The sequence below is a fragment of the Enterocloster bolteae genome, assembly GCF_002234575.2.
In the GTDB taxonomy this organism is placed as follows: domain Bacteria; phylum Bacillota; class Clostridia; order Lachnospirales; family Lachnospiraceae; genus Enterocloster; species Enterocloster bolteae.
Map to the genome: position 1 here is coordinate 73,275 of NZ_CP022464.2, position 26,979 is coordinate 100,253.

The following is a 26,979-nucleotide window of genomic DNA, read 5'->3' on the forward strand; positions in this document are numbered from 1 at the left end:
GCGTCCAAAGAACAGACGCTTAAATGTTCCGGGAACAGACGCTTAAGCATCCAAAGAACAGAAGGGAGAGGGCCATGGCAGGAACACTATATCTCTGCGCAACGCCAATCGGCAATCTGGAGGATATTACCTTCAGGGTACTCAGGACATTAAAGGAAGTGGATTTGATTGCGGCAGAGGATACGCGCCACAGCATCAAGCTTCTGAATCATTTTGATATAAAGACTCCCATGACCAGCTACCATGAGTATAACAAGGTGGACAAGGCCAGATACCTGGTGGGCCAGCTGGAAGAAGGGGTGGACATAGCCCTGATTACGGACGCGGGCACCCCCGGTATATCGGATCCGGGAGAAGAACTGGTAAGGCAGTGCTATGAGGCGGGAATCCAGGTCACCTCTCTTCCTGGTCCGGCAGCATGTATCACGGCCCTTACCATGTCAGGGCTATCCACCAGGAGATTCTGCTTTGAGGCGTTTCTGCCCTCTGAGAAGGGGGATAAGAAGGAGCGGGCCAGAATCCTGGAGGAGCTGAGGCAGGAGACCAGGACCATTATCGTATATGAGGCGCCCCACCATCTGGTGAGAACACTTGAAGATTTATATAAGGTCCTTGGGGACAGGAACATAACCATATGCAGGGAGCTTACGAAAAAATATGAGACAGCCTACAGGACCACGTTCCGGGATGCCCTGGAACACTACCATGAGGAGGAGCCTAAAGGAGAGTGTGTCATAGTAATAGAAGGAAAGCCTCTGGAGGAGCTGCGGAAGGAGCAGATAAGCCGCTGGGAAGAGATGGAAATTCAGGAACATCTGGCCTTCTATACGGACCAGGGCATGGATAGGAAGGAAGCCATGAAGGCAGTGGCCAGGGACCGGGGAATCACAAAGCGGGATGTGTACCAGCAGCTTCTGTGATGGGGACGCAGACAATATGGGATGAGAATGATTTGGAACGATACGCAAAGAGATAGAGAGAACCTGCGGCGTATATGCCTTCTGATGTTGAGAAGGAGCCGCAGGTTCTCTCTATGTACGTGCTTTGATTACTCGGTGACATTAAGGCCGGCTAATTTAGCCAGTGCGACAACGGACTGACGCGATACTTTTTTGCCTTCATATTCCAGCAAATCGTCAGTGCTTCCGGTGAAGATGTCAGCACATTCTGCCTTCTTCAGGATGATACAGTCATCCTGAACCGTGATTTCAAGACCATCTTTCACATCCAAATCAAGGCTTCTTCTTAATTCGATGGGAAGGGTGATTCTGCCGAGTTCATCCAATTTACGGATAACACCTGTAGTTTTCATGGTTAATACCCCCTTGTGAAATGTATTCGCCCCATTTGTACAAGTTTAACTTACCAAATTCAGGGAGCAAAGTCAATATATGTAAATGTCAGAATTGGTAAGAAATGTAAGAGAACAGTAAAGTTAACAAAAAGCGACAAAAAATATTTCTTGACAAATACTTACGTTTCCTGTAGTATTACTTTGATGTTCAAAGTATTTCCTCTGAGCAAGCAAAAGAAGGAAGGCATGAGTCCGCTGATTGCTGATGGATTCGGGATGGGTAAGAAGAATGACAACAAGAATCGTAGGAACCGGTTCATATGTACCGGAGCAGATTGTGACCAATGACGACCTTGCAAAGATTGTGGAGACCAACGACGAGTGGATCCGCAGCCGGACGGGGATAGGGGCGAGAAGGATTGCCACCAGCGAAAGCACCTCCTATATGGCGGCTGAAGCCTCAATCAAAGCGCTGGAGAATGCAGGCGTAAAGCCTGAGGAAATAGACCTTATACTGCTGGCCACCTCATCGCCGGATTACTGTTTTCCCAATGGCGCATGCGAGGTACAGGGCCGCATAGGCGCGGTAAACGCAGCCTGTTTTGACCTGAGCGTGGCCTGCACCGGATTTGTCTATGCGCTGAATACAGCCCATGCATTTATAAGCAGCGGCATCTATAAGACAGCTCTTGTGATTGGCGCAGACGTGCTCAGCAAGCTGATTGACTGGACGGACCGGGGAACCTGTGTGTTATTTGGAGACGGCGCAGGCGCAGTGGTGGTAAAAGCCGATGAAACCGGTATTCTGGGAATGAACATGCACTCAGACGGTACAAAAGGCGGAGTGCTGACCTGCGGTTCCAGGACCAATGGAAATTTCCTCATGGGCAAGAAGCCGGAGCTGGGATATATGACCATGGACGGCCAGGAAGTATTTAAATTTGCAGTAAAAAAAGTACCGCAGTGCATAATGGAAGTACTGGACGATACAGGCGTAAAGGCAGAGGATGTCAGGTATTTCGCAATCCATCAGGCCAATTACCGGATCATTGAATCCATAGCAAAACGCCTGAAGGTAAATGTGGACCGTTTCCCGGTGAATATGGAACACTACGGCAATACATCAGGGGCATCAGTTCCCCTCCTTTTAGATGAGATGAACCGTAAGGGAATGTTGTCAGCAGGAGACAAAGTGGTGCTGTCCGGATTCGGCGCAGGCCTTACCTGGGGTGCGGCCCTGTTAGAGTGGTAAAAATAAAATTATAATATAAATCAAGAAAATGTAAAAGGAGAACAACAACCATGTTAGAGAAGATGAAAGAAATTATTGCAGAGCAGTTAAGCGTAGAGGCAGATACCGTTACAGAGGCTTCCTCCTTCAAGGAAGATTTAGGCGCTGACTCCTTAGACCTGTTTGAGCTGGTTATGGCTCTGGAGGATGAGTACTCTGTAGAGATTCCTGCTGAGGATTTAGAGCAGTTAACCACGGTCGGAGAGGTTATGAACTACTTAAAAGCCAAAGGCGTAGAGGCATAAATAGCAGATAGGGTTTGACAACGGCGTGTGGATGAATTGAAGCACGCTGTTACTTTAATAGGGGAAAGCCCAGGAAATGTAGAACTGGAGGTAGAACAATGAAAACAAGAATTACAGAAATGTTAGGAATTGAATATCCTATTATTCAGGGCGGCATGGCCTGGGTAGCAGAACACAACCTGGCAGCAGCCGTATCCGAAGCAGGTGGTTTCGGACTGATTGGCGGTGCCAATGCACCGGGGGAAGTGGTGCGCGACGAGATCCGCAAGGCCAGGGAGCTGACAGATAAGCCTTTTGGCGTCAATGTCATGCTGCTGAGCCCCCATGCGGAGGATGTGGCAAAGGTGGTTGTGGAGGAAGGCATCAAGGTGGTTACCACCGGTGCCGGAAACCCCGAAAAATATATGGAAATGTGGAAGGCAGCAGGCATTAAGGTGATTCCTGTGGTAGCAAGCGTGGCCCTGGCCCGCCGTATGGAGAAGTACGGGGCGGACGCAGTGGTGGCTGAGGGCATGGAGTCCGGCGGCCATATAGGAGAGCAGACCACCATGACGCTGGTTCCCCAGGTAGCGGACGCTGTTTCCATTCCTGTTATCGCGGCAGGCGGTATCGGAGACGGAAGAGGAATAGCCGCGGCCTTTATGCTGGGTGCTGAGGCAGTCCAGATGGGAACCAGGTTCGTGGTTGCCAAAGAATCCATTGTACATGAGAATTATAAGCAGCGCATTATCAAGGCCAAGGATATTGATTCCACGGTCACAGGACGCAGCCACGGCCATCCTGTAAGAGGTCTCAGGAACCAGATGACCAGGGAATACATCAAACTGGAGCAGGAGGGCAAGTCCTTTGAGGAGCTGGAGTACCTGACTCTGGGAACCCTGCGCAAAGCGGTTATGGAAGGCGATGTAAACGGCGGAACCGTTATGGCCGGACAGATTGCAGGCATGATATCCAAGGAGCAGACCTGTAAGGAGATGATTGAGGAAATCATGGCACAGGCAGGTAAGCTGATGGGCTGGAACTAATACCGCACGGCGTATTTTGCCGGCAGGAACCAGTTGATTGGGACAGGATTTAGGATAAGGAGATAACAGGTATGAGCAAGATTGCATTTATTTTCCCTGGACAGGGAGCCCAGGCCTGCGGAATGGGCCAGGATTTCTATGAGCAGACTGAGACCGGAAAAAGAATCTTTGACAAGGCAACAGAGTTAATGGGATTTTCCATGCCCCAGCTGTGCTTTGAGGAAAATGACAGGCTGGATATCACGGAATACACCCAGGCAGCCATGGTAACCGCCAGCATCGCCATGATGCGTGTTCTGGAAGAAAATGGAATTAAGCCGGATGTGGCCGCGGGACTCAGCCTTGGAGAGTACTGCGCCCTGGCAGCTGCCGGAGTCATGAGTGATGAGGATGCCATCCGTACCGTCCGCCAGAGGGGAATACTTATGCAGGAGGCCGTACCTGTGGGCGAGGGCGCCATGGCAGCTATCCTGGCCCTGGACGCTTCTGCCATTGAAGAAGTGACAGGAGCCATGGAAGGCGTGTGGATTGCCAATTATAACTGTCCGGGACAGATTGTAATTTCCGGTGAGAAGGCTGCTGTGGAAGACGCCTGTGAGAAGTTAAAGGCAGCCGGAGCAAAGAGGGCAGTGATGTTAAATGTCAGCGGACCCTTCCATTCCGGTATGCTGGCAGATGCAGGCGAGAAGCTGGGAGAGGTCCTTTCCCAGGTGGAGCTTCATGAGCCGCAGATTCCTTATGTGGCCAATGTGACGGCACAGTATGTTAAGAACGCCGCAGAGGTAAAGGAGCTGCTCACAAGGCAGGTTTCATCCTCGGTCAGATGGCAGCAGAGCGTGGAAGCCATGATTGCGGACGGCGTGGACACCTTCATCGAGATTGGACCAGGTAAGACCCTGGCCGGCTTCATGAGGAAAATAAGCAGGGACGTGAAAACCCTCAATGTGGAAAAATTAGAAGATATCAGTAAAGTAGCGGAAGCACTTAAGTCATAAGCAGGAGGAGAGACCATATGCTGGAAGGAAAGATTGCACTGGTAACAGGCGCAAGCCGCGGAATCGGCCGTCAGATTGCCCTTACACTGGGCCGGGAAGGCGCATCCGTAATCGTGAATTATAATGGCTCTGCGGCAAAGGCAGAGGAAGTAGTGAAGGAAATCGAAGCAGCAGGAGGCAAGGCAGAGGCAGTTCAGTGCAATGTTTCCGATTTTGAGAGCTGCGGCAGGATGATGGCAGACGTGGTTTCCAGGTATGGCCGTCTGGATATCCTGGTGAACAATGCGGGAATCACCAGGGACAACCTGCTTATGAAGATGTCAGAGGAAGATTTTGACGCTGTCATAAGCACGAACCTGAAGGGCGTATTTAACTGCATCAAGCATATTTCCCGCCAGATGTTAAAGCAGAAGGCAGGAAGAATCATCAACATCTCCTCCGTATCAGGGGTTCTGGGCAATGCGGGCCAGGCCAATTACTGCGCGGCCAAGGCCGGCGTCATCGGCATCACCAAATCAGCTGCCAGGGAGCTGGCCAGCAGGGGAATCACGGTAAATGCAGTGGCTCCTGGTTTCATTGCAACGGAGATGACCGATGTTCTCAGCGACAGCGTAAAGGCAGCTGCCACGGAGCAGATTCCAATGAAACATTTCGGAAGTACCCAGGACATTGCAGAGACAGTTGCTTTCCTGGCTTCTGATAAGGCAGGATATATCACAGGCCAGGTCTTAAGCGTAGACGGCGGAATGGCCATGTAGGATGACCTGGAATATTTTCCGGGCTGAAAAGAACAGGAGTGAGATAGTATGAAAACAAGAGTAGTAGTAACCGGTATGGGTGCCATTACTCCCATTGGAAATGATGTGGAGAGCTTCTGGCAGGGACTTAAGGATAAGACAGTTGGAATCGGCCCCATTACTTATTTTGATACAACCGATTATAAGTGCAAGCTGGCAGCAGAGGTAAAGGGATTTGATCCAAAACAGTACATGGATGCCAAGGCAGCCCGCCGTATGGAGGCATTTTCTCAGTTTGCGGTGGCTGCATCCAAGGAAGCCCTGGAGCAGTCCGGCATTGATATGGAGAAGGAGGATCCCTACCGAGTAGGCGTGTGCGTGGGATCCGGCATCGGCTCTCTCCAGGCCATGGAAAAGGATGTAAAGAAGCTTAACGAGAAGGGACCCAGCCGTGTGAACCCCCTTCTGGTGCCACTCATGATAAGCAACATGGCCGCAGGCAATGTTGCCATCCAGTTCGGGCTTAAGGGAAAATGCTTCAACGTGGTAACTGCATGCGCAACCGGAACCCATTCCATCGGTGAGGCGTTCCGTTCCATTCAGTACGGCGAGGCGGACGTGATGGTGGCCGGCGGAGCAGAGGCCAGCATTACCCCTATCGGCATTGCGGGATTTACCTCCCTTACAGCCCTGAACACCACAGAGGACGCTTCCAGGGCATCCATCCCCTTTGACGAGGACAGAAATGGTTTTGTTATGGGCGAGGGAGCCGGCGTGGTAGTGCTGGAGTCCCTGGAACATGCAAAGGCCAGAGGAGCCAATATCCTGGCAGAGGTAGTTGGATACGGCGCCACCTGTGACGCCTTCCACATCACTTCCCCTGCAGAGGACGGAAGCGGCGCAGCCCGTGCCATGGAGAACGCCATGAAGGATGCAGGCATGGCTGCGGAGGATATTGACTATGTCAATGCCCACGGCACCAGCACCCATCACAATGATTTGTTTGAGACAAAGGCCATCAGACTGGCTTTGGGAGACCATGCGGAAAAAGTGAAGATTAACTCCACCAAATCCATGATTGGCCATCTTCTGGGAGCAGCAGGCGGCGTGGAGTTTATCACCTGTGTGAAGTCCATCCAGGATGGATTTGTCCATGCCACAGTAGGACTTGAGAAGCCGGGAGAGGGCTGCGATCTGGATTATACCATGGGCGACGGCGTTTCCATGAACGTGGATGTGGCCATCAGCAATTCCCTTGGATTTGGCGGACATAATGCCAGCCTGATTGTGAAAAAGTTCAGCGAATAATAGGAGGCCATGAGCTATGAACGTAGATGAAATCATAAAATTAATGCAGGCAGTTTCAGACAACGGGCTGACCAGCCTGGAGTTAAAGGAAGGAGAGCTTAAGCTTTCACTGAAGCGCGAAAAAGAGATGCCTCAGATTGTAACGGTAAGCGCTCCGTCCCCAGACGCGCCGTCCATGCAGATGGCAGCTATGCAGAACGGCCTGGCAGCTCCATCCATGATGTCCCCGGCCATGATGCCTCAGGGTGTGATGATGCCTCAGGCAGCCCAGGACACGGCTGGCCGCGCTGATATTGGTTCAGACAAGGTAGTTACTTCCCCCTTGGTGGGAACCTTCTACAATGCTTCCTCACCGGACGCTGCTCCTTTTGTACAGGCAGGAGATACCGTGAAAAAGGGCCAGGTACTGGGAATTATCGAGGCCATGAAGCTGATGAATGAGATTGAGAGTGAATACGACGGTATCGTGGAAGCTGTCCTTGTGAACAACGAGGAAGTGGTGGAATACGGCCAGCCATTGTTCCGCATCAAATAATACCAAAAGACGGAGGGATTTAAGGATATGTTGATGGGAGTTAAAGAAATCCAGGAGATCATACCGCACAGGCATCCTTTCCTGCTGGTGGATTGTATTGAGGAGCTGCAACCAGGCGTGCGCGCCGTGGGATATAAATGCGTGACCTATGATGAGTCATTTTTTAAGGGACACTTTCCGCAGGAGCCGGTTATGCCGGGCGTGCTGCTGATTGAGGCCCTGGCCCAGACAGGGGCAGTGGCCATTCTGTCCCAGGAAGGGTTCAAGGGAAAGGTGGCTTACTTTGGAGGCATCGAAAAGGCTAAGTTCAAACGCAAGGTAGTGCCGGGCGACAGAGTAAAGCTGGAGTGCGAAATCATCAAGCAGAAGGGACCGGTTGGCGTGGGAAAGGCCACTGCGACGGTTGACGGAAAGCTGGCGGTGAGCGCAGAGCTAACATTCATGGTAGGTTAGGGAATCGAGGGAGAATGCCGATGTTTAACAAGATTTTGATTGCCAATAGAGGTGAGATTGCGGTCCGCGTTATCCGGGCCTGCCGTGAGATGGGAATTCAGACCGTGGCCGTATATTCCGAGGCTGACAGGGACTGTCTTCACACCATGCTGGCCGACGAGGCTATCTGTATCGGGCCCGCAGCCTCCACGGACAGTTATCTGAATATTGAGAGGATTCTGGCAGCCACAGTGGCCATGAAGGCGGACGCCATCCATCCGGGATTCGGCTTCCTGTCTGAGAATGCCAGGTTTGCCAAGCTGTGCGCCGAGTGCAATATTGCGTTTATCGGGCCCAGCGCGGAAATTATCAATAAGATGGGCAATAAATCCGAAGCCCGAAAAACCATGATGGAAGCAGGGGTGCCTGTGGTGCCTGGCAGCAAGGAACCGGTCCACGCGGCTGAGGACGGTCTGGCCATGGCAAAAGAAATCGGCTTCCCGGTGATGATTAAGGCGTCATCCGGCGGCGGCGGCAAGGGCATGAGGATTTCCAGAAGCCCGGAGGACTTTACCGAGCTCTTTAACGCGGCCCAGATGGAGTCGGTGAAGGGATTTTCCGACGACACCATGTATATTGAGAAATACATTGAAAAGCCAAGGCATGTGGAGTTCCAAATCATGGCCGACAAGCACGGCAATGTGGTCCATCTGGGAGAGCGTGACTGCTCCATCCAGAGACGCCACCAGAAGGTGCTGGAGGAAGCACCCTGTGATGTGATTTCACCCGGCCTGCGAAAAGCCATGGGCGATACCGCCGTAAAGGCAACCAAGGCAGTGGGATATGAGAATGCGGGAACCATAGAATTCCTTCTGGATAAGGATAAGAACTTTTATTTCATGGAGATGAATACCAGGATTCAGGTGGAGCATCCTGTTACTGAGATGGTTACGGGAATGGACCTGATTAAGGAGCAAATCCGGGTGGCTGCAGGGGAAACCTTAAGCGTCAGCCAGGAGGATGTGAGGATTGAAGGCCATGCCATTGAGTGCCGTATCAATGCCGAGAATCCCTCTAAGAACTTCATGCCATGTCCGGGACGCATCACCAATGTTCACATTCCCGGAGGCAACGGAGTCCGCGTGGACACCCATATTTACAATGATTATAAGGTGCCTGCAAACTATGACTCCATGCTGATGAAGCTGATAGTATATGACAAGGACCGGGAGGCGGCCATATCCAAGATGCGCAGCGCCCTGGGCGAGGTAATCATAGAGGGAATAGAGACAAATATCAACTTCCAGTATGAAATCCTGGAAAATGACGCATTCCAGCAGGGAGATACAGACACCAGCTTTATTGAGAAGCATTTCCCGGACTATGTGCGGTGATTTTGTGCCGCTGACGGGAAGGAAACATCGACCATACTAAATTGTTAAAGACCCCGCTAAGTATGGCGAAGTGCTTTCGCACATTAGCGCCTGGAGGACAGGAGCTGGCGTGCGCAGTGCAAATGCGCGGTACAAGTGCGCGATGCAGAAAGGAAATTGCTATGTTGCGGAACATGTTCAAAAAAACGTATACGAAAATAGATACGAAATATAAGCCCCAGGCCGGTTCCGACCAGGAGCCGGTGATCCCGGAAGGATTATGGCGCAAATGTAATAAGTGCGGGCAGCCAATCTATGTGGAAGACGTAAAGAACAATTACTACGTATGTCCCAAGTGCAACGGCTATTTCCGTGTTCATGCATACCGCCGTATCGAGATGCTGGCGGATGAGGGAACCTTTGAGGAGTGGAACAAGGAAATGCCTTTCTCCAACCCTCTGAATTTTCCGGGATATGAGAAAAAGGTCATAGCTGCCAGGGAAAAGAGCCGCCTCAACGAGGCCATTGTCACCGGCAAATGCAAAGTTGACGGAAATCCTGCGGTAGTTGGCGTCTGCGATGCCCGTTTCATTATGAGCAGCATGGGCCATGTGGTGGGTGAGAAAATCACCGACGCAGTAGAGCGGGCCACCAGGGAAAAACTGCCGGTTATCCTCTTTGCCTGCTCAGGCGGAGCCAGGATGCAGGAGGGCATTGTATCCCTGATGCAGATGGCCAAGACCTCGGCTGCCTTAAAGCGCCATCATGAGGCCGGCCAGCTGTTTATCAGCGTACTTACCGACCCTACCACAGGAGGCGTCACGGCCAGCTTTGCCATGCTGGGCGACATTATCCTGGCAGAGCCTCATGCGCTGATTGGTTTTGCGGGTCCCAGGGTTATTGAGCAGACCATTGGGCAGAAGCTGCCGGAAGGGTTCCAGCGTTCTGAATTTCTGCTGGAGCATGGATTTGTGGATAAGATTGTGGAGCGGAAGGACCAGAAAAGGGTCATTGGCCAGATTCTGTATATGCACCGCAGCCACAAGATGAACATAGAGTTAAAGAGTCCGGTGGAGACAGCCAGGACATTTGTGGATAAACCATCCCAATTGCAGGCGGATAGTGGAAAAACTGCCTGGGATACCGTTCTTCTCTCCAGGAAGTCCGACCGTCCCGTTGCAACGGATTATATCAACGCCCTGTTTGATGAATTCATTGAATTCCACGGGGACCGGTATTTTAAGGATGATGGAGCCATTGTGGGCGGCGTTGCCATGTTCCACGGTATGCCCGTGACGGTCATCGGACAGCAGAAGGGCAAGAACACCAAGGACAACATTATCCGCAACTTTGGAATGCCGTCCCCTGACGGCTACCGCAAGGCGCTGCGCCTGATGAAACAGGCAGAGACCTTCAACCGTCCGGTTATCTGCTTTGTGGATACGCCGGGAGCCTTTTGCGGGCTGGAGGCAGAGGAAAGAGGACAGGGCGAGGCCATTGCCAGAAACCTGTTCGAGATATCAGACCTCAAGGTGCCTGTGCTCTCCATTGTAATCGGAGAGGGAGGGAGCGGCGGAGCATTGGCCATGGCTGTGGCCGACGAGGTGTGGATGCTGGAAAATGCCATTTACTCCATCCTTTCACCGGAGGGATTTGCCTCCATTCTGTATAAAGACAGCAAGAAGGCGCCGGATGCCGCCAAAGTCATGAAGGTGACGGCTAAGGACCTTTTACAGCTTGAGCTGATTGAACGCATCGTGCCTGAGGAAGAACCAGCATGCACGGACAATCTCTACCGTCTCGCTGAATATATGGACAGCGCCATGGCAGAGTTCTTTAAAACGTATCTCGCCATGAGCGATGAGGAGCTTAGGGAGCACAGGTACCAGAGATTTAGGAGAATGTAATGAGTGAGTTAAAACCATTGGTAATCGGGGATTTAGTAGTTGAAAAACCAATCATCCAGGGAGGAATGGGGGTAGGCATCAGCCTGCACAGGCTGGCCGGTGCCGTGGCAAAAGCCGGCGGCATGGGCATTATCTCAGCTGCCCAGATTGGTTTCAGGGAGCCGGATTTCACCACCAATTTCGTGGAAGCAAACTTAAGGTCCATCCGCAGGGAGATGAAACTGGCCAGAGAAATCGCACCCCAGGGCGCGATTGGTTTCAATATCATGGTGGCTACCAAGCACTATGACATGTGGGTTAAGGAAGCTGTGAAGGCAGGCGCTGACATTATCATATCAGGTGCCGGACTTCCTGTGTCCCTGCCGGAATACGTGGAAGCTGCCTATGCCGAGATGGAGAAGAAGCCGGACCGCAGGATCAAGCTGGCTCCCATTGTATCATCTGCCAAATCAGCCATGGTCATCTGCAAGATGTGGGACAGGAAATGCCACATTGCCCCGGATCTGGTTGTGGTGGAAGGACCGCTGGCCGGAGGCCATCTGGGATTCTCACTGGACCAGTTATCTGCCTATGGCGCCGACACTTCCGATGTGCCGGCCACCTATGACCGGGAGGCCTATGACCGGGAGGTAAAGGCTGTCATAAAGGTAGTGGAGGAATATGGAACCAAGTATGGCAGGCATATACCTGTGGTCACTGCCGGCGGCATATACACCCATGAAGATGTGATGCACCAGCTTGAGCTGGGGGCTGACGGCGTCCAGGTTGCCACCAGGTTTGTGACGACCCAGGAGTGCGATGCCTCTGACGCCTATAAGCAGGCTTATATAAATGCGGGAAAGGAAGATATTGTCATCACCCAGAGTCCTGTGGGCATGCCGGGAAGGGCAATCTTAAATCCTTTCTTAAGTCAGATAAAGGGCGGCACCAGGCCGGCCATCAAGTCCTGCTTCCAGTGCCTGGAGCACTGTGACATCAGGACCATTCCCTACTGCATTACCATGGCACTGGTATATGCGGCGGAGGGCGACACGGACCATGGCCTTTTGTTCTGCGGAAGCAATGCTTACCGTGCGGAAAAAATTGATACTGTGGATAACGTTATGAAGGAATTAACAGGAGAGCTGGCTTAATGCCGGCTCTTTTTTCCTTATTTTACAAGGAATTTATGTTATCCGGTACAATGGGACAACCCTTATCCCCAGATAATTAACAAAGATATCCACAAGTTATCCACATTATCCACCATCGGATATCCAGGGCTGTCCCATGACCTTCCATCTGTCATTTTTATTACGGTTCTCTTTCATTTTCCGCCTGCCCATTGACCCTCAAAAGGGTAGGTCTTAAAATGTAGCTATGAAAAAACTGAATGAAACAGAGGGTGTGAAGATGGAAAAAGCGTTGGCGGAGAAAACAGGGGGGTATCTCATAGGTGACGTTGCCCAGATGGTCGGTCTGAGCAGGGATGCCCTGCGTTTTTATGAGAAAAAAGGAATCATCCGTGCAGATAAGAAGGAAAATGGGTACAGATATTATTCAGAGGATGATATCTACAGATTGATGTACATACTTTATCACAGAAAAATGAATACCAGCCTGGAAGAGATAGGAGGTCTTATGAGCGGACAGAACTCCACATCCGCTATGAGACAGCATGTCAGGCAGCGCATGGCGGAGGAGGAGGAAGCCCTCAGGCGGCACAGCCAGGCAATCATGAGGCTTAAGCTGGTGGAAAAGGATATAAGCCGCATAGAGGCGTGTATGGGCAGGTATTCCATAAGAAAATTCCCCAAAGCATTTGTCATGGCCAACTGTTCCGACCTGCAGGAGGGGTTAAGAACGTGGTTTAAGCTGTCCTCTACCATTCCGGGACTGGATATGGCTTATTTTTATAATGTACTCACATACACGGGACAGGACCTGGAGGAAAAAGGAACCCAGCTCCTGCTCTATGAGGGACTGGAGAAGGGGCTGGGCCAGGAATTTGACCGTAGTCTGTACTCTATGACGGAGGAGCCGGAATGTATCTATACCATTATTGAATCAGAATATACTCTTCCGGATTTTGATATGATTCACAGGATGGTCCAATGGGCCCATAAACATGGCCTGGAGCCCATGGAGTGCGTATACGCCAATGATATGACGTCCTTTTTCGCAAAGGACAGGACTACATATTGTCTGGAAATCTATATGCCTTTTAAAAGGATTGCATCGCCGGTATGATACGGGTAAGAGTTCTTACCCGTATCCGTATCCGTTATCAGCCGGTGTATCCTTACCCGTTATCAGCCGCAGTTTCCTTGCCGTTGTCCTCATCCTTTCTGGGAATGCCGAAGTTCTGGATGAAGTCAATCATAAAGGAGGATACGGTCACTGTTATAAGCGAATATACGATACGTCCTGCGGGAATATACGACAGGGACAGTACCAGTACGGATACGTCCGTCAGCAGGTATGCCCTGGATATGCGGCAGCCCGTAACCTTGGAGATGACCAGGGCCAGGGCGTCGTCCCCGGCGCAGGAAGCTCCCTGGCGGACCACCAGGCCGCATCCGGTACCGATGAAGCATCCGCCTGCCAGAGCCGCCAGAAGGGGGTAGTCAGCCAGACTTGGAAGTACCGGGGGAAACAGTTCCCAGAGCCGGAAGAATCCGGCCATACATATGGTTGCGAAGATGGAGGTCTTAAGGAATTCCTTGCCCAGGAAACGAAAGCCCAGGGCATAGCTTAAGGCGTCCAGCACAGGTGACAGTATGGAAGATGACATGCCGAACCAGAAATGAAAGAGCAGAATCAATCCCAGAATACCTCCCTCCGTTATATCCGCCTGCTGGTGGATATTGTAGATGCCAAAGGTGGTAATGGCTGTACCAAGGATGATGGATAACACAGTCTTTGGGGGAAAGGTTATGGATAATTCCTGTACAGCGCGGCAAGCCAGCTTCTTCAGCTGCTTCATAATAAAACGTCCTTTCTGTAAATAGGTTATAAAACCGGTTAGGGGCGGTCCGGGAATCCAAGGGATTCCGGGCCGCCCTGTTATGTTGTACTACCAGTATACCTCATGTACCCCGGGGGATGTCAAGTGGGGATTTTCTCCATTCGGATGTTTGATTTTCATTATACGGATGTTTTCATGTAATCCCACCTGATAATTCATCCGGTAATTCTGCAGGTGACTTACCTGCGCGGTTCCGGCCTGACTCTCCCGTTAGTCCAGTTTTTCCGTGCCTGAATCCAGGATTCTACCCTTGCTGTCTGTCTTGTAGTATACATCGTCGGAATCCTTTACATTCTTCTTGTTCTTTACCAGCTTACCGGAAGTACTGATGAGATAGGTTTCATCCTTATAGGTAACCGGCTGATACTTGGTGCCCTCCTCGGCTTCCAGCCTTCTTCCCTTCACGTAGATGGAATCACCGTCAATGCCGTCTGTTCCGGCCCCTCTTTTGCTGCCGGATTTCTCAAAGCTGTAGTAGTACTTGTCGCCGTCGATTTCCATGGTCATGGTGCCTGTTTTCATGGCGCCTTCCTTAGGAGAATCACCGAAATAGTATACGAATACGCCGTCCTCGTCCTCATCCGGGAGTTCGTCCACGTCCTCAATCTCCTCAGCAGATCGGATGGTCTTTCCATTCTCCTCAAATTCAATGCGGTAGAGACCCTGAAGCATTTTTCCGTTTACATCAAATCCGTAGTACTGTCCGTTTATTTTTTTAATCTGGGCCGTTACCAGGCTGCCGTTTGACTCTGCGTAGAACCAGTGGGCCTCATCATCGTCGTGGGCCTCCGGATCCACATCCTCGCTGGGAACGGTCTTAAACCAGCCGGTGGACATCCAGCATTCTTCCTCTGTGTTATAGTATTTGTTTACGGTAGAGGAGGAGGCGGTGCCGGGATTGTTATACCATTCAAAGTGGGCTGCGCCGTTTTCATCAAATCGGTATTTCCGGCCATTGATTTTCTTGGAGTCGTTGTCCGCGGTCTTTTTGCCGTTGGTGGAAAAATAAAACCAGTATCCATCCCCTTCCCTGTCGTCGTCCTCGTCATTTACAGCTGTGATATATTTCCATCCCGTGGCCATGCGGCCGTCGCCGTTATCGCTGCAATAATACATGCCGCTCTTCCAGGCATCGTCATCCGTCAGCATTTCGCCGCTCTCGTCAATCCATCCGTAGAGCATGCGTCCTTCGTCGTCAAAGGTAAACTTTGCCTGTCCGGTGGAGGTGGGAAGGGTAACGAACTTCACATTGTCACTGTTTCCGGATTTCTTTACAGCCTTGCCGTTGGACTGGAAATAGTACCACCACTCATCCGGTTCGTCTGAGCCTGCGTCTTCATTTTCAATAGAGCGCCACTGGTTAGTGACCATTGCCCCTGCTGAGTTGACATAGAAATAATTGTCATCGTCCTCAATCAGCTGGTTTTTAGCCATGTTTCCGTCGGAATCCAGATAGAACCAGTTGTTGCCGGATTTCTTGAATACATCGGTGGCTTTGCTGCCATCGTTGTTATAATAGACCCATTCGCCGTTTTCCTCAGCCCATCCGGTGGCTGCAAATGATACCAGTGCGCTTCCCATGGTCAGGGCCATGGCTGCACATGGAATCAGAAACCATTTTGCCTGTCTTTTCATAATCATGTCTCCTTTCAGTCTGTCATTCAGTCCATTGATTTCAGGATTATCACCTTAATTGTCTTTTAGGGGGATGCGGCTGCCGTTTCGCCGGTGTTCTGGCCGGCGCCGCACGTTGTCATCACTGACATGGTGAGAATATACTATGGAGCTGCTCCAGGGTCAATAGAAGTTATGTAAACGTAATGAACTGTAAATTTTACGCAAGCCCATGTAATAATTCTTACGGAGAAAGCGCAATTATGAATATTTGGGAAAGATTGGGTGAAATAGTTCATATGGGGTGCTGATATGGGAATATATAGCGGGACCGGGAATAGAATGGAATAAGAATGCCATGAAACAGGCGAAGAAACATGCTGAATTATTTATGGGCAGGAATGACACTGACAGGAATACTCTGGGGGGCGCTTCACGGTCAGATGACGGCGGTGACCGATGGGGCAATCCAGGCATCGAAGGAGGCTGTGACGCTGTGCATCACCATGCTGGGTGTCATGACCCTGTGGACAGGGGTGCTGGAGATCGGGCACCGCTCCGGACTGGTGGATCAGCTGGCAAGAAGAATGGGACCGGTACTCACCTTCCTTTTTCCAAGGCTGGACCCGGATGGGGAGGCAAGGAAACAGATAAGCGTCAATATGATTGCCAACATACTGGGCCTGGGATGGGCCGCAACGCCGGCCGGCTTAAAAGCCATGGAAGAGCTGAAAAAGGTGGAGGAGGAGCGCGGGATGGGCGGTGCGGCCAGGCAGGAGGGGACTGCCAGCAATGAGATGTGTACATTTCTCATTATCAACATATCCTCCTTACAGCTTATACCCATGAACATGATTGCATACAGGAGCCAGTATGGAAGCGTAAATCCCACAGCCATTGTAGGGCCTGCCCTGGCGGCTACCTTTATCAGCACAGTGGTTGCGGTGATATTTTGCAGGATTATGGACCGGTAGGTTCAGGCGGTGCATTGTAGTATGCCGAAAGAGACGGTATACTGGATACAACAGATGAAGGGAGGTGGCTTTATGTTCCGCATCGGAGCATTTTCAAAGCTAACCAGGGTATCGGTAAGGATGCTTCGCTACTATGATAATGCAGGGCTTTTAACGCCTGCTGTTATTGACAAATTTACCGGGTACCGGATGTATACCACAGACCAGATACCTGTCCTGCAGAAAATATGCCTGCTCAGGGATATGGGCTTTAATGTGACGGAGATCGGTGCTGTAATGGAATGCTGGGAGAGCAGCGGTGTGACAGAATATCTGGAGGACAAGAAAAGGCAGCTTTTAGATTCAATCCGGCTGGAACAGCAGCGCATACGGAAGATAGAAATTGCCATGAGAGATTTTAAAGAAAGCACCATTGAAACCCATTATAACGTGACCATAAAGTCTGTTCCCGGCTGTAAGATTTTGTCCCTGAGGAAAACTGTGGCAGATTATTATTGTGAAGGGAGGCTGTGGGAACAGCTCTATGCCTTTGTGAGGGAAGAACAGATAAAACTGAGCCCAGGCACTAACAATCTTGCCATTTATCACAATGGGGGGACCACGGAGGACGGAGTAGATATAGAGGTGGGGGTTATGGTGGAAAGAGAAGGAGCGGACAAGGGCGGTTTCTGTTACAGGGAGACAGAGGCTGTGGAGGATATGGCTTGTATTATGGTCTATGGTCCATATGAAAATATCGGATTATCCTATCATGCCTTTGCCTGCTGGATGGAAGAACACAGCCAGTATGAAATAGCCGGGCCAAGCCGGCAGATTTGCCATATAGGCTCCTGGGATGAATCTGATTCCCAGAAGTTCCTTACAGAAGTACAAACACCAGTCCGGCGCATATTGACTCTGACACCGTGAGAGGGTTTAAACTCAGCCTATATCAAGTGAAGGAGGTTTCAGTATGAAACAATTTACAGTAAGACAGATTGGCACAATGGAAATGGACAAGGATGGTATGTACGTAAAGCTCCTGCCGGAATACATCCCGGCCCTTAAGTCCCTGGAGGGCTTTGGACATGCAGACATACTCTGGTGGTTTGACGGCTGCGACGATGAGGAAAACAGGAGCGTACTTGAGGCGGAAAGCCCCTATAAGCAGGGGCCGGATACAATGGGCATATTTGCAACCCGGTCTCCCCAGAGGCCTAATCCCATTGCCCTTAGCGTGGTGCAGATTCTCTATATAGACCATGAGGCCGGTGTTATCTACATTGCTTATGCAGATGCCAGGCAGGGAAGTCCTGTGCTGGATTTAAAGCCGTACACCCCCAGTCTGGACCGGGTAGAGCATCCCCAAGTGCCGGACTGGTGCGGCCATTGGCCCCGGAGCCTGGAGGAATCCGGGGACTTTGACTGGGAAAATGAATTTAACTTCTAGGCCGGAGGTCATCATATACTCTTAAGTTGAAAGGAAACATTAAGAAAACCTCAACACGATGGAGAGGCCTTTGTGCTAAAATAAAAAACATATGGATTAATATGGAATTTAAGAGTATGAGGTGGATGATATGAGGATATTGGGGAAGGCCGGAAAGATGGGAGAGATTGGAGAGTCGGAAAAGACGGGAGGGCCGGGAAAGACAGAAGGGCCGGGAAAGACGGGAGGGCCGGGAAGGAGCGGAGCGCCGGGAAGGACCGGAGCGTCGGGAAAGTCTGCAAAGCCGGTAACGAAGGGAAAGAGGGCGGCAGCATGCGCGGCGGCGGCCATTATAGGCGCCATGTCGCTGTTTGCGCCGGCAGCAGCTTACGGGGCCCAGCCCTGGTCACTGGAGAACGGGCAGTATGTGGATGCGTCAGGAGCGCCCATAGCAGGGGCGCTGGAAAAGGGCATCACCGTGACCAAGTACCAGAACCGGGCCAATGAAAACGGTATAGACTGGTCCAGGGTGGCATCGGACGGCGTGTCATTTGCCATGATACGGGTGGGCTATTATAAGGATAAAGACCCTTATTTTGACAGGAATGTCACAGAGGCATTTGCAAACGGCATTCACACCGGGGTGTTTTTCTATACCCAGGCTCTGGACGTACAGACCGCCATTGACGAGGCCAATTTCGTGCTGAAGGTAATTAAGGATTTCCCCATATCCTATCCCATTGCCTATGATGTGGAATCCCAGCATCTTCTGGACAACGGACTGACCAGGCAGCAGATAACAGACAATGTAAACGCATTCTGTAAGACCATTTCTGATGCCGGGTATCATCCGGTGGTATATGGGAACAATGAATGGCTGACCAGAAATATGGACACCGGCCAGATTCCCTATGATATATGGTATGCCAGATACGGGACTGTGAACAGTTATCCAAACCGCACTATCTGGCAGTGCACTGATACCGGTTCAGTGGATGGCATTAACGGCAATGTGACCATCGAGCTGGCATTTACGGATTACAGTGCCGTGATTCCTGCTGACGGATGGAAGCATGTGGACGGCAGATGGTACTACATGAAGGGGTATGTGAAGCAGACAGGATGGGTTGAGGTGGATAGTGCCTGGTATTATCTGGACGCCAATGGCGTCATGATCCATGATACTACCATGGATATTGATGGTGTGTCCTATACCTTTGACTCTAATGGGGTTATGGCGGAACCGACAAGATAAAAAAATATGATTTAGGAAGGAGGTTGTTCCTAAATCATATTACTTTCCTGTTTGAATCCAAACCGTGTCTATTTATAATTCCTGATGGCAATGACCTGGAGTAAAAATTTGAATGCAAACCGGCGATTCTACATATTTTGTTCCGCACATTTTTAACAAACCATTTGGCTGAATGAGAAAAATGGCTACAGTATCGCTGTCCTGATTGCCGGTCAACAGATAGGCTCCGGTAGGGTCGATACAAAAGTTTCTGGGCGTCTTTCCGCCAGAGGAGATTCTCTGAACAAAGGAAAGCTCTCCATTTGCATTGATACGATAACATACAATGCTGTCGTGTCCCCGGTTAGATGCGTATATAAATGCTCCATCAGGTGTCAGATGCAGATCTGAACAGATATTATATCCGGTAAAATCATCCGGCAGAGTGCAGACACTGTCCTTTTCAATCATTTTTCCATTATGGTAGAAAAAGTGAGTTACCTGCGAGGACAATTCATTAATTAAATAGAAATGTTTACCATCCCTGCTGAATTCTCCATATCTAGGACCGCTTCCGGACGGCATATGCACATCTGCCTCCGGGATGGGTTCAATTTTTCCACTGGTACAAGCATATGCCTTAATACAATCAATCCCCAGATCTGGTACATAGAGGAATTTCCCATCTGGACTAAAAATTGCGCTGTGGGCATGAGGACCACTTTGCCTTATGGGATGACTTCCGCTTCCGGTATGCTGGAACAGATTTTTTTTTCCTGTTATGTTGCCATGTTCGTTCAATTCAAAGACGCTAAGACTTCCGGAAGCAAAATTGGCAATCGCCAGACATTTGCCATCCAATGAGGAGGCTATATGGCAGGGATCTTCTCCATCCGTATAGAAACACGCCTCCTGCAAGAGCTCGCCATTTATATTGTAAGAAAACTGCGTAACTGCGCCTCCGCGTTTTCCCTGGAAAATCTTCGTTTCATTCACAGCATATATTTTTTTATTTACTTTGTTAATACACAGATAGGAGGGATTGATCGTCTGCGCTATTCGGCATAGTTCAATTTCGCCATCTTCAAAGATACCAAGCAATAATCCTTTGCCTTTTCCCTTAAAACACTCCCCGGTTCCAAAGAGAATATCTTCTGTGTATGTGCCTATACATATGTACTGTTTCATCATTTACCCCTTGTCCAGCCTTGTTACCAGCTTTACGGTTTCTATAATAAACTGATCCCTTTTTCTTATTTCCTTTTCTATATCACGTACCTTCCAGTCGTAGAATCCCTGCTTGCTTTTTACGCCAAGCTTCCCCTCATCCACTAAATTTTTGAGGTAGGTGTTGGAATGTCTCACGGCACATATGTCAGGAAGAACTGTATCCTGTACTGAAATTCCAAGATCCAGTCCGATTGCGTCCAGATGTTTGAGTGGTCCCCATTCGGGGAAACGCATAGCCATACCATAGCTTATAGCAGCATCCACATCCTCTGCTCCGGCCAGCCCGCTGGCTACAATATCTATTGACTCTCGGATTATGGCCTGAAAGATACGATTTGCCAGCTGTCCTGGTACATCACGTTTTACTAGGACTGGAACTTTTTTCCAATGTGTTAATTCATCTCTGACACAGAGAGCTATATCTTCCCTTGTTTTTTCACCCATTACCAGTTCAACTAAGGGAACTAGATGACCGGGAAGCCAGAAATGAGTTGTAATGGTTCGCTCCGGATACATGCACTTGGCACTAATGTCCGTTATCCGAAGACCGCTTGTATTGCTGCATATTGGCACAGTCGGCAAGAGAAGTTTATCCAGTTCTTCAAACAGGTTTTGTTTAGCAGGAAGTTGTTCGACTATAGCCTCAATTACAAGTCCGATATTTTCTGCTTCCTTTTTTAGGCTGCCGCAGCATATAAGATTATCTGCTGCCAGAACTGCTTCCTCTTGGGTGTTTAGGCCGTTATCTGCCCGCATTTTAATACACTCCAGTGCATTTTTTCTGCCATTTAAGGCTTTTTCCATATTAAGATCAACCATGAGGGTGCGGTTGCCTGCCAGGGCGCTCATTGCCGCTATGGCACTACCCATCATACCGCTCCCGATAACCGCTACACTACCCGTCATACAATCGGCCTCCTTTTATTTATTAGGATAGATAATCACTTTCATGGCTCCGCCAATACGTTTCTCAAAGGTTTCAAATGCCAGATTTACCTCATTCAGGGTAAATGTATGGGTCACCATATCTTTTACCTTTAACTGTCCTCCTGCAATCATCTCAACAATCTTTCTTCCTGTATTTGGATTTGCTCTGGAACCATATAAAGTCAGCTCATTATGTGTCGTATATTTTAAGGGAATAGGTTCTGTTACCCCGTCTTTAGCAACCCCAAGCATAACAACTTTGCCTCCTTTACAGCACATACCAAGAGATTGAGTGATTGTTCCCGGGGCGCCGGAACACTCCAGGACCAGATTGGCACCAAGACCGCCTGTCAACCTGCGGACCTCATCAACCGGATTACATTTTGAGAAGTCCACCAGCTCATCTGCGCCCAGGTTACCAGCAGCTTCCAGACGTGGCATTCTTCCTACCACTAGTATCCTGGACGCTCCCATAGCCCTGGACAGCTTCATAGCCATTATTCCGATAGGTCCCGGTCCGATGATTGCTACGGTACTTCCCGGATCAACCCCTGCCAGCTCCAGACCATGAAGGGCAACTCCGGCCGTATCACACATGGCGGCTTCTTCAAAGGACACAGAATCAGGAAGTTTGGAAAGACTCTTAATATGGTATACATTATACTGTGCATATGCACCTTGGGAAGTAAAGCCATAGTGTCTGTGTCCTGTATTATTTTTTCCATAATTCAGACACAGATTATACGATCCTTTGAGACAGTTGGAACAATACCCGCACCCCTTATGGGCTTCTCCCGCTACTCGGTCTCCAATCTTAAAATCCCCCGACTTATTACCGGAAGCAACTACTGTACCGGCCCATTCGTGACCTGCAATAAAAGGATAGGAGGGCGGCCAGATACCGGCCAGCCCGCCGTGAATGATTTCCGGATCACTTCCACAGATGGCTACTGCATCAATCCTGCAAAGGACCTCCTCTGGACCCGGGGTTGGAACATCTGCCTCCGTTATCTCCCATTTTCCGGGATTTGTAAGAACCATTGCTTTCATTTTAACTGGTATATTCATATGAATCTCCTCCTTTGCCTAACCCCTTCTCCTTAACATGTCAAATATCACAGCTATAATTAACAAACACCCTTTTACAAAAGTCTGCCAATAAGACTGAACACTTAAAAGTGCCATTCCGTTATTTAAAATTCCGATAATTAAAATCCCCATGAATGTTCTCCAGACACTTCCTTCGCCCCCGCTGGCACTGTTACCTCCCAGATAGACGGCTGTAATGACATCCAGATTGTAACCGTCGCCTGCGGATGGCATTGCCGTGGAGGTAAGACCTGTCATTACAAGTCCTGCTACGGCTGATAAAATGCCTGTCAGCACATACAGAACCATTGTGAGGTGCTTCACCCGGATTCCGGCCAGACGGCTGGCTACGCTGTTCCCCCCAACTGCAAATACATTTCTTCCGAATACCGTGAATTTGGTAATCAGCCAGAATAATATATACAGGCAGAGCATAATAATTGCGGGTACAGGAATCAGCGAAAACAGCTTGCCAGTCCCCATGAAGCTGATTACAGGGTCTGGAACATAGATAGCCTGTCCATTTGTAATAATAAAAGCAATTCCCCGTATGATGTTCATAGAACCTAAGGTGGCAATAAACGGGACCACGTTAAACTTTGTTATCAGCAACCCGTTAAATCCACCCACCAGGAATCCGATTATTAACGTTGCCAGAATGGCCAGGGGCCATGATACTTTAAAATTCACAATGAGAATGGCTGCAACACAGCCTGTCAGCGCAATAATGGATCCTACGGATAAATCAATTCCCCGGGTTATAATGATCAGTGTCATTCCTGTGGCAATAATTCCTACAACAGAAACTGATGAAAATATATTCATGAAATTTCTGACAGAAAGAAAATATTGGGATGCAAATGAAAAATAAATAATCATACAAACCGCAAACAATACAAGAATTGAGTCCAATAGTCTCTGTCGGACTGCCTGCAGGTTTGCTTTCTTATTAAGCATATGGTTTTCCGCCATAAAGTTCCCTCCTTAGTCAATACCCAGAGCAAGCTTCATCAGCTTTTCCTGGGTTGCGTCTTTTCCCTCCACTTTACCTGTTATCATCCCCTCATGCATAACGTAGACCACATCAGCCAATGCTAAGACCTCTTGCATCTCTGGAGAGACTGCCAGCACTGCAACACCCTGGTCCGCAAGGTCCTCCAAAGCCCGATATATCTCTGCTCTGGCGCCTACATCGACACCTCTTGTAGGCATATTTAATATTAACAGTTTTACATCGTTAGCCAGCCAACGGCAAATCATTCCTTTTTGTTGGTTTCCGCCGCTCAGAGAACCAATTTTTTGTCCCAGTCCTGAACTCTTGACATGAAGTTTATTGTAATACAGCTGAGCAGTCTGCTTTGCTGTTTTTTTCTTAATAAATCCCAGCTGATTGGAAAGCTTTCCGGGGTAAGACGGAATACAGATGTTCTCCTGAACGGATAATAGAGGGATGATTCCTTCATTTTTCCTGTCATCAGAGACATATCCGATCCCTTCCCTGCATGCATCCTGAACATTGTTGATATGAACTTCTTTTCCATCAAGAAGAAGTGTTCCCTTTGTGTGAGGCAGGTCGCCGAAAATAACCCTGCAAAGTTCTGTCTGACCGGCACCCACCAGACCAAACACCACGGCAATTTCTCCGCGCCGTATGCTGAGACGGATATTGTTAAGACTGCCTTCCGCACTTAAACCCTCTATGCGGAATATTTCCCCGCCCTTCCTCGTTTCCCTTTTTATATATCTGGCTGCTTTGCCTTCACCCACCATTAGCTTTACAAGCAGGTCGTCACTTATTTCGGCCTTTGTAAGCGTTGCTACACTTTCTCCATCCCTTAAGACCGTGACACGGTCAGCAAGGCGACAGATTTCTGAAAAGCGGTGGGTGATGTAGATAATAGAAACGCCTTTTTTCTTAAGCGATTCCAGAAGTTCAAAAAGACTTTCCGTTTCCTGGTCATTTAGAGCAGCTGTAGGCTCGTCCATAATCAAAACCTTTGGCTCGACACTGACTGCTTTTGCAATTTCAATCATCTGCTGCTCTGCAATAGATACTTTGGAAACCTTTTGCTCCACATCAATGGAATCTCCCAGTATTTCCATCACCTTGCGTGCGTTTTTATAAAGCTCTTTCCAGTCAATGATTCCATGTCTGGTGGGATAATTCCCAAGAAAAATATTTTCTGCAACTGTTAAGGTCTGCGCCATATTAATTTCCTGGTGGATAACGCGGATTCCGGCATCCATCGCGTCCTTGGGATTGGCAAATGACATTTCTTTTCCTTCCAGATGCAAAAAGCCGCTGTCCCTGGTATATACTCCGGAAATGATTTTAATAAGAGTGGATTTTCCCGCCCCGTTTTCCCCCACCAGCGCATGAATCTCGCCTTTTTGTATATCAAAATCAACACCTTTTAAGACAGACACTTCACCAAATGTCTTATGAATTTTTTTTACCTCCAAGACTGCCTGATTCATACGGTTCACCTCCTTTGATTGTCTGGTGATTATTCGCTGTCAAATCTATTTACCCCTGATTTTTGCAGGGCTTCAACATCTCCTCCTATTTCGTTGTATCCATTTGATGCAACCGTGTATCCTGCTTCTTTCAGAGAACCTTTTGTGTAGAGAAAGACGAAACAGCAGGATTCATCAAAAGGATTATAAAAATAGTGTTCTGCTCCCTTGGGGACAAACAAAATATCCTTTTCCTTGCAAATGAAATCCATGCCGTTTAATCCGCTGATTCCCCTGCCCTTTAAAATGTACATAACCTCCTCACAATCAGGATGGATGTGAGGCTTATGTACTGATGAGCCTGGTGCAAATTCACTGTAGCCAAAAGTAATCTCCTTAGCCCCCACCGTATCTTCATCAATTGCAATCAAGCGAGAAGAACCTATCAGATCCGGAATCGGATAGCTTATCCCATCTTCCTCAAAGGTGCGTACATAAGGGGTCAATTCTCGGTTCCTGGCATACAGGGCTTCTTCATCCGGGGTTATATTAAATTTCTTGTCCAAATTTTGTTCCTCCTACCGCGTTTTGTTTTCATATGAATATTGTCAGATATACGTTTTAATCTAGGTATTAAAAAGGGAGACAGCCGCTATAATCGCAGCAGCCCCCCTATGTTTACTATGCATCCGGATAATAGGTGTAGAGATTTTCTTTCGTAATAATGTCAAGAGGCGGAACCGTTTCAAGGGGCGGTTTTGTTCCGTCATTTAAATGTTCAATTACCATAGGAAGCAGGTCCCATCCAAACCGCTCGGAGAACTGGGCTACAGTCCCAAGAATGGGAGAATCATCTTTTTTCAACTCCTCAAAAGCCACTGGATTAGCGCCACAGGAGGTAATGATTACATCATCAACCCGTCCGGCTGCCTTTACGGCGGCCAGCATGCCCATGGTATTCTGGTCGATATGGCACCACATCATGATTTTTCCATTCGGATGGGCAGTCAGAAAGTCTGCTGTCCTCTGTCTTGTGATCTCTGGGTCGCCTTCTGTACTGATTTCGAACACCTCTGTCTTAGGCAGGGCTTCCAGCACAGAGTCTTTACAGCCTTCTGCCCTTTGGATAAAGTTCACTCCACTTTCCGGATGCCCGGCCACAAACAGAACCGGTTTTTCATCTGGCCAGCGCTCCCCGGCTTCTTTTATAAGCAGTTCACCACATAGTGTGCCAAATTTATAATTATCAATGTGGTATTCTGGATCAATACCGTCCCTTGCTTTTGTCTGTATGGATATCATGGGGATTCCTGCCTTTTCAAGCTTATCGGCAATGGCGGCATTGATGGATTCATCCTGGTTAAAATTTAGATAGTAATCTACCCCTGCCTGAATGGCTGTATCACAATTTGTAATGGCCTGGTTTGCATCCTGTTTATTATCAAATACCATACAATCTACTCCGTAATACCTGCAGGCATCCAATACAGAATCTCTTACGATAATTGAAATAGAGTTTTCATCATTCCAGTTTGCGTAAGCAATCTTGTAAGGTTTATCAGCGTAGACATCTTCATTTACCTCAATTATCGCAGGATATTTAATGTCTACCTCTGTATGAGGAATCTGTTCTTTTTCAGATGGAACAGACTGTGTATCGGCAGTTTCTGTCCCGGTTGCAGTTGTTGATGCTTCTGTTGTGGGGGATTCTGTCGGTGTATCTTTCTGGGCACTACTGCATGCAGTAAGTCCCATGAATGCCGCCAAAAAAAGTACTGCAAGTTTTTTCATATTCTTTTTAACCTCCTATGTTTGTGTTGACATTAAATTGTTCTACATAATCGCGAATTTGTAGTACATATTACACATATGTTTTTTCCTGATTGCAACTTTATTA

General features: G+C 49.0%; 27 protein-coding genes. 17 read left to right on the forward strand and 10 right to left on the reverse strand.

The genetic code is table 11. The annotated features are described in order from the left end of the window. Nucleotides 1–74: 74 nt before the first annotated feature. Entirely contained in the window at nucleotides 75–920 is an 846-nt protein-coding gene (gene rsmI / locus CGC65_RS00365; RefSeq protein WP_002565793.1) for a 16S rRNA (cytidine(1402)-2'-O)-methyltransferase, read from the forward strand. 128 nt (nucleotides 921–1,048) lie between these two features. Here rsmI and CGC65_RS00370 read toward each other — a convergent pair whose 3' ends face one another. After that, the gene (locus CGC65_RS00370; protein WP_002565794.1) at nucleotides 1,049–1,312 is read right to left on the reverse strand and encodes an AbrB/MazE/SpoVT family DNA-binding domain-containing protein; all 264 of its coding nucleotides are present in this window, start codon (nucleotides 1,310–1,312) and stop codon (nucleotides 1,049–1,051) included. 271 nt (nucleotides 1,313–1,583) lie between these two features. On the opposite strand from CGC65_RS00370, the gene CGC65_RS00375 reads away from it, so the two are divergent. From CGC65_RS00375 to CGC65_RS00430, 12 genes are all read left to right on the forward strand, one after another. Continuing rightward, nucleotides 1,584–2,546, forward strand: coding sequence for a beta-ketoacyl-ACP synthase III (locus tag CGC65_RS00375; protein ID WP_038282391.1), 963 nt, complete (start codon nucleotides 1,584–1,586; stop codon nucleotides 2,544–2,546). A gap of 50 nt (nucleotides 2,547–2,596) precedes the next feature. Continuing rightward, nucleotides 2,597–2,830 carry an acyl carrier protein gene (acpP, locus tag CGC65_RS00380; protein WP_002565796.1) on the forward strand — a complete coding sequence of 78 codons (234 nt, stop codon included), beginning with the start codon at nucleotides 2,597–2,599 and terminating at the stop codon, nucleotides 2,828–2,830. A gap of 98 nt (nucleotides 2,831–2,928) precedes the next feature. Beyond that, nucleotides 2,929–3,855: an enoyl-[acyl-carrier-protein] reductase FabK gene (gene fabK / locus CGC65_RS00385; protein WP_002565797.1), complete on the forward strand. Its 927-nt coding sequence runs from the start codon at nucleotides 2,929–2,931 to the stop codon at nucleotides 3,853–3,855. 71 nt (nucleotides 3,856–3,926) lie between these two features. Beyond that, nucleotides 3,927–4,850, forward strand: a complete 924-nt coding sequence (fabD, locus tag CGC65_RS00390; RefSeq protein WP_002565798.1) for an ACP S-malonyltransferase — start codon at nucleotides 3,927–3,929, stop codon at nucleotides 4,848–4,850. A gap of 17 nt (nucleotides 4,851–4,867) precedes the next feature. After that, nucleotides 4,868–5,608 (forward strand): 3-oxoacyl-[acyl-carrier-protein] reductase, encoded by a 741-nt coding sequence (fabG, locus tag CGC65_RS00395; protein WP_002565799.1) that lies wholly within the window; start codon nucleotides 4,868–4,870, stop codon nucleotides 5,606–5,608. 48 nt (nucleotides 5,609–5,656) lie between these two features. Further along, a complete protein-coding gene (gene fabF, locus CGC65_RS00400; RefSeq protein WP_002565800.1) occupies nucleotides 5,657–6,895 on the forward strand; it encodes a beta-ketoacyl-ACP synthase II in 1,239 nt (412 codons plus the stop codon). A gap of 16 nt (nucleotides 6,896–6,911) precedes the next feature. Next, a complete protein-coding gene (gene accB / locus CGC65_RS00405) occupies nucleotides 6,912–7,430 on the forward strand; it encodes an acetyl-CoA carboxylase biotin carboxyl carrier protein (protein WP_002565801.1) in 519 nt (172 codons plus the stop codon). 27 nt (nucleotides 7,431–7,457) lie between these two features. Further along, nucleotides 7,458–7,883 (forward strand): 3-hydroxyacyl-ACP dehydratase FabZ, encoded by a 426-nt coding sequence (gene fabZ, locus CGC65_RS00410; RefSeq protein ID WP_002565802.1) that lies wholly within the window; start codon nucleotides 7,458–7,460, stop codon nucleotides 7,881–7,883. 20 nt (nucleotides 7,884–7,903) lie between these two features. After that, a complete protein-coding gene (locus CGC65_RS00415; protein WP_002565803.1) occupies nucleotides 7,904–9,256 on the forward strand; it encodes an acetyl-CoA carboxylase biotin carboxylase subunit in 1,353 nt (450 codons plus the stop codon). Between the two features lie 161 nt (nucleotides 9,257–9,417). After that, nucleotides 9,418–11,142, forward strand: coding sequence for an acetyl-CoA carboxylase carboxyl transferase subunit (locus tag CGC65_RS00420; RefSeq protein WP_002565804.1), 1,725 nt, complete (start codon nucleotides 9,418–9,420; stop codon nucleotides 11,140–11,142). Then, nucleotides 11,142–12,275 carry an NAD(P)H-dependent flavin oxidoreductase gene (locus tag CGC65_RS00425; protein WP_002565805.1) on the forward strand — a complete coding sequence of 378 codons (1,134 nt, stop codon included), beginning with the start codon at nucleotides 11,142–11,144 and terminating at the stop codon, nucleotides 12,273–12,275. Before CGC65_RS00420 ends, CGC65_RS00425 begins: the two co-directional genes overlap by 1 nt. Before the next feature lie 259 nt (nucleotides 12,276–12,534). Beyond that, nucleotides 12,535–13,371, forward strand: a complete 837-nt coding sequence (locus CGC65_RS00430) for a MerR family transcriptional regulator (RefSeq protein ID WP_002565806.1) — start codon at nucleotides 12,535–12,537, stop codon at nucleotides 13,369–13,371. Nucleotides 13,372–13,423: 52 nt separating this feature from the next. Here CGC65_RS00430 and CGC65_RS00435 read toward each other — a convergent pair whose 3' ends face one another. Together CGC65_RS00435 and CGC65_RS31510 are read right to left on the reverse strand one after the other, a co-directional pair. Beyond that, entirely contained in the window at nucleotides 13,424–14,107 is a 684-nt protein-coding gene (locus CGC65_RS00435; protein WP_002565807.1) for a YitT family protein, read from the reverse strand. A 252-nt stretch (nucleotides 14,108–14,359) separates the two neighbouring features. Further along, nucleotides 14,360–15,784 (reverse strand): PspC-like choline-binding domain-containing protein, encoded by a 1,425-nt coding sequence (locus tag CGC65_RS31510; RefSeq protein ID WP_002565808.1) that lies wholly within the window; start codon nucleotides 15,782–15,784, stop codon nucleotides 14,360–14,362. A gap of 356 nt (nucleotides 15,785–16,140) precedes the next feature. Here CGC65_RS31510 and CGC65_RS00445 point away from each other — a divergent pair, with 356 nt between their 5' ends. The 4 genes from CGC65_RS00445 (at nucleotide 16,141) to CGC65_RS00460 (ending at nucleotide 19,400) form a co-directional block, all read left to right on the forward strand. Continuing rightward, a complete protein-coding gene (locus CGC65_RS00445) occupies nucleotides 16,141–16,737 on the forward strand; it encodes a hypothetical protein (RefSeq protein WP_002565809.1) in 597 nt (198 codons plus the stop codon). Between the two features lie 21 nt (nucleotides 16,738–16,758). Continuing rightward, nucleotides 16,759–17,646: a MerR family transcriptional regulator gene (locus CGC65_RS00450; RefSeq protein ID WP_007036353.1), complete on the forward strand. Its 888-nt coding sequence runs from the start codon at nucleotides 16,759–16,761 to the stop codon at nucleotides 17,644–17,646. 43 nt (nucleotides 17,647–17,689) lie between these two features. Next, nucleotides 17,690–18,166 (forward strand): SAM-dependent methyltransferase, encoded by a 477-nt coding sequence (locus tag CGC65_RS00455; RefSeq protein ID WP_002565811.1) that lies wholly within the window; start codon nucleotides 17,690–17,692, stop codon nucleotides 18,164–18,166. Nucleotides 18,167–18,296: 130 nt separating this feature from the next. Beyond that, a complete protein-coding gene (locus CGC65_RS00460; protein ID WP_002565812.1) occupies nucleotides 18,297–19,400 on the forward strand; it encodes a GH25 family lysozyme in 1,104 nt (367 codons plus the stop codon). 72 nt (nucleotides 19,401–19,472) lie between these two features. Here CGC65_RS00460 and CGC65_RS00465 read toward each other — a convergent pair whose 3' ends face one another. The 7 genes from CGC65_RS00465 to CGC65_RS00495 all read right to left on the reverse strand — a co-directional run bounded on the left by CGC65_RS00465 (nucleotide 19,473) and on the right by CGC65_RS00495 (nucleotide 26,873). Further along, complete coding sequence (locus tag CGC65_RS00465) at nucleotides 19,473–20,570, reverse strand: lactonase family protein (RefSeq protein WP_002565813.1); 1,098 nt, start codon at nucleotides 20,568–20,570, stop codon at nucleotides 19,473–19,475. Beyond that, complete coding sequence (locus tag CGC65_RS00470) at nucleotides 20,571–21,515, reverse strand: 3-hydroxyacyl-CoA dehydrogenase family protein (RefSeq protein WP_002565814.1); 945 nt, start codon at nucleotides 21,513–21,515, stop codon at nucleotides 20,571–20,573. 15 nt (nucleotides 21,516–21,530) lie between these two features. Continuing rightward, nucleotides 21,531–22,604, reverse strand: coding sequence for a zinc-dependent alcohol dehydrogenase (locus CGC65_RS00475; protein WP_002565815.1), 1,074 nt, complete (start codon nucleotides 22,602–22,604; stop codon nucleotides 21,531–21,533). 18 nt (nucleotides 22,605–22,622) lie between these two features. Beyond that, nucleotides 22,623–23,597: an ABC transporter permease gene (locus CGC65_RS00480; RefSeq protein WP_002565816.1), complete on the reverse strand. Its 975-nt coding sequence runs from the start codon at nucleotides 23,595–23,597 to the stop codon at nucleotides 22,623–22,625. Nucleotides 23,598–23,609: 12 nt separating this feature from the next. Further along, a complete protein-coding gene (locus tag CGC65_RS00485) occupies nucleotides 23,610–25,103 on the reverse strand; it encodes a sugar ABC transporter ATP-binding protein (protein WP_002565817.1) in 1,494 nt (497 codons plus the stop codon). Between the two features lie 29 nt (nucleotides 25,104–25,132). Then, on the reverse strand, nucleotides 25,133–25,648 hold the full coding sequence (locus tag CGC65_RS00490; protein WP_002565818.1) for a cupin domain-containing protein: 516 nt from the start codon (nucleotides 25,646–25,648) through the stop codon (nucleotides 25,133–25,135). A 115-nt stretch (nucleotides 25,649–25,763) separates the two neighbouring features. Then, nucleotides 25,764–26,873: a sugar ABC transporter substrate-binding protein gene (locus tag CGC65_RS00495; protein WP_002565819.1), complete on the reverse strand. Its 1,110-nt coding sequence runs from the start codon at nucleotides 26,871–26,873 to the stop codon at nucleotides 25,764–25,766. Between the last annotated feature and the right edge of the window lie 106 nt (nucleotides 26,874–26,979).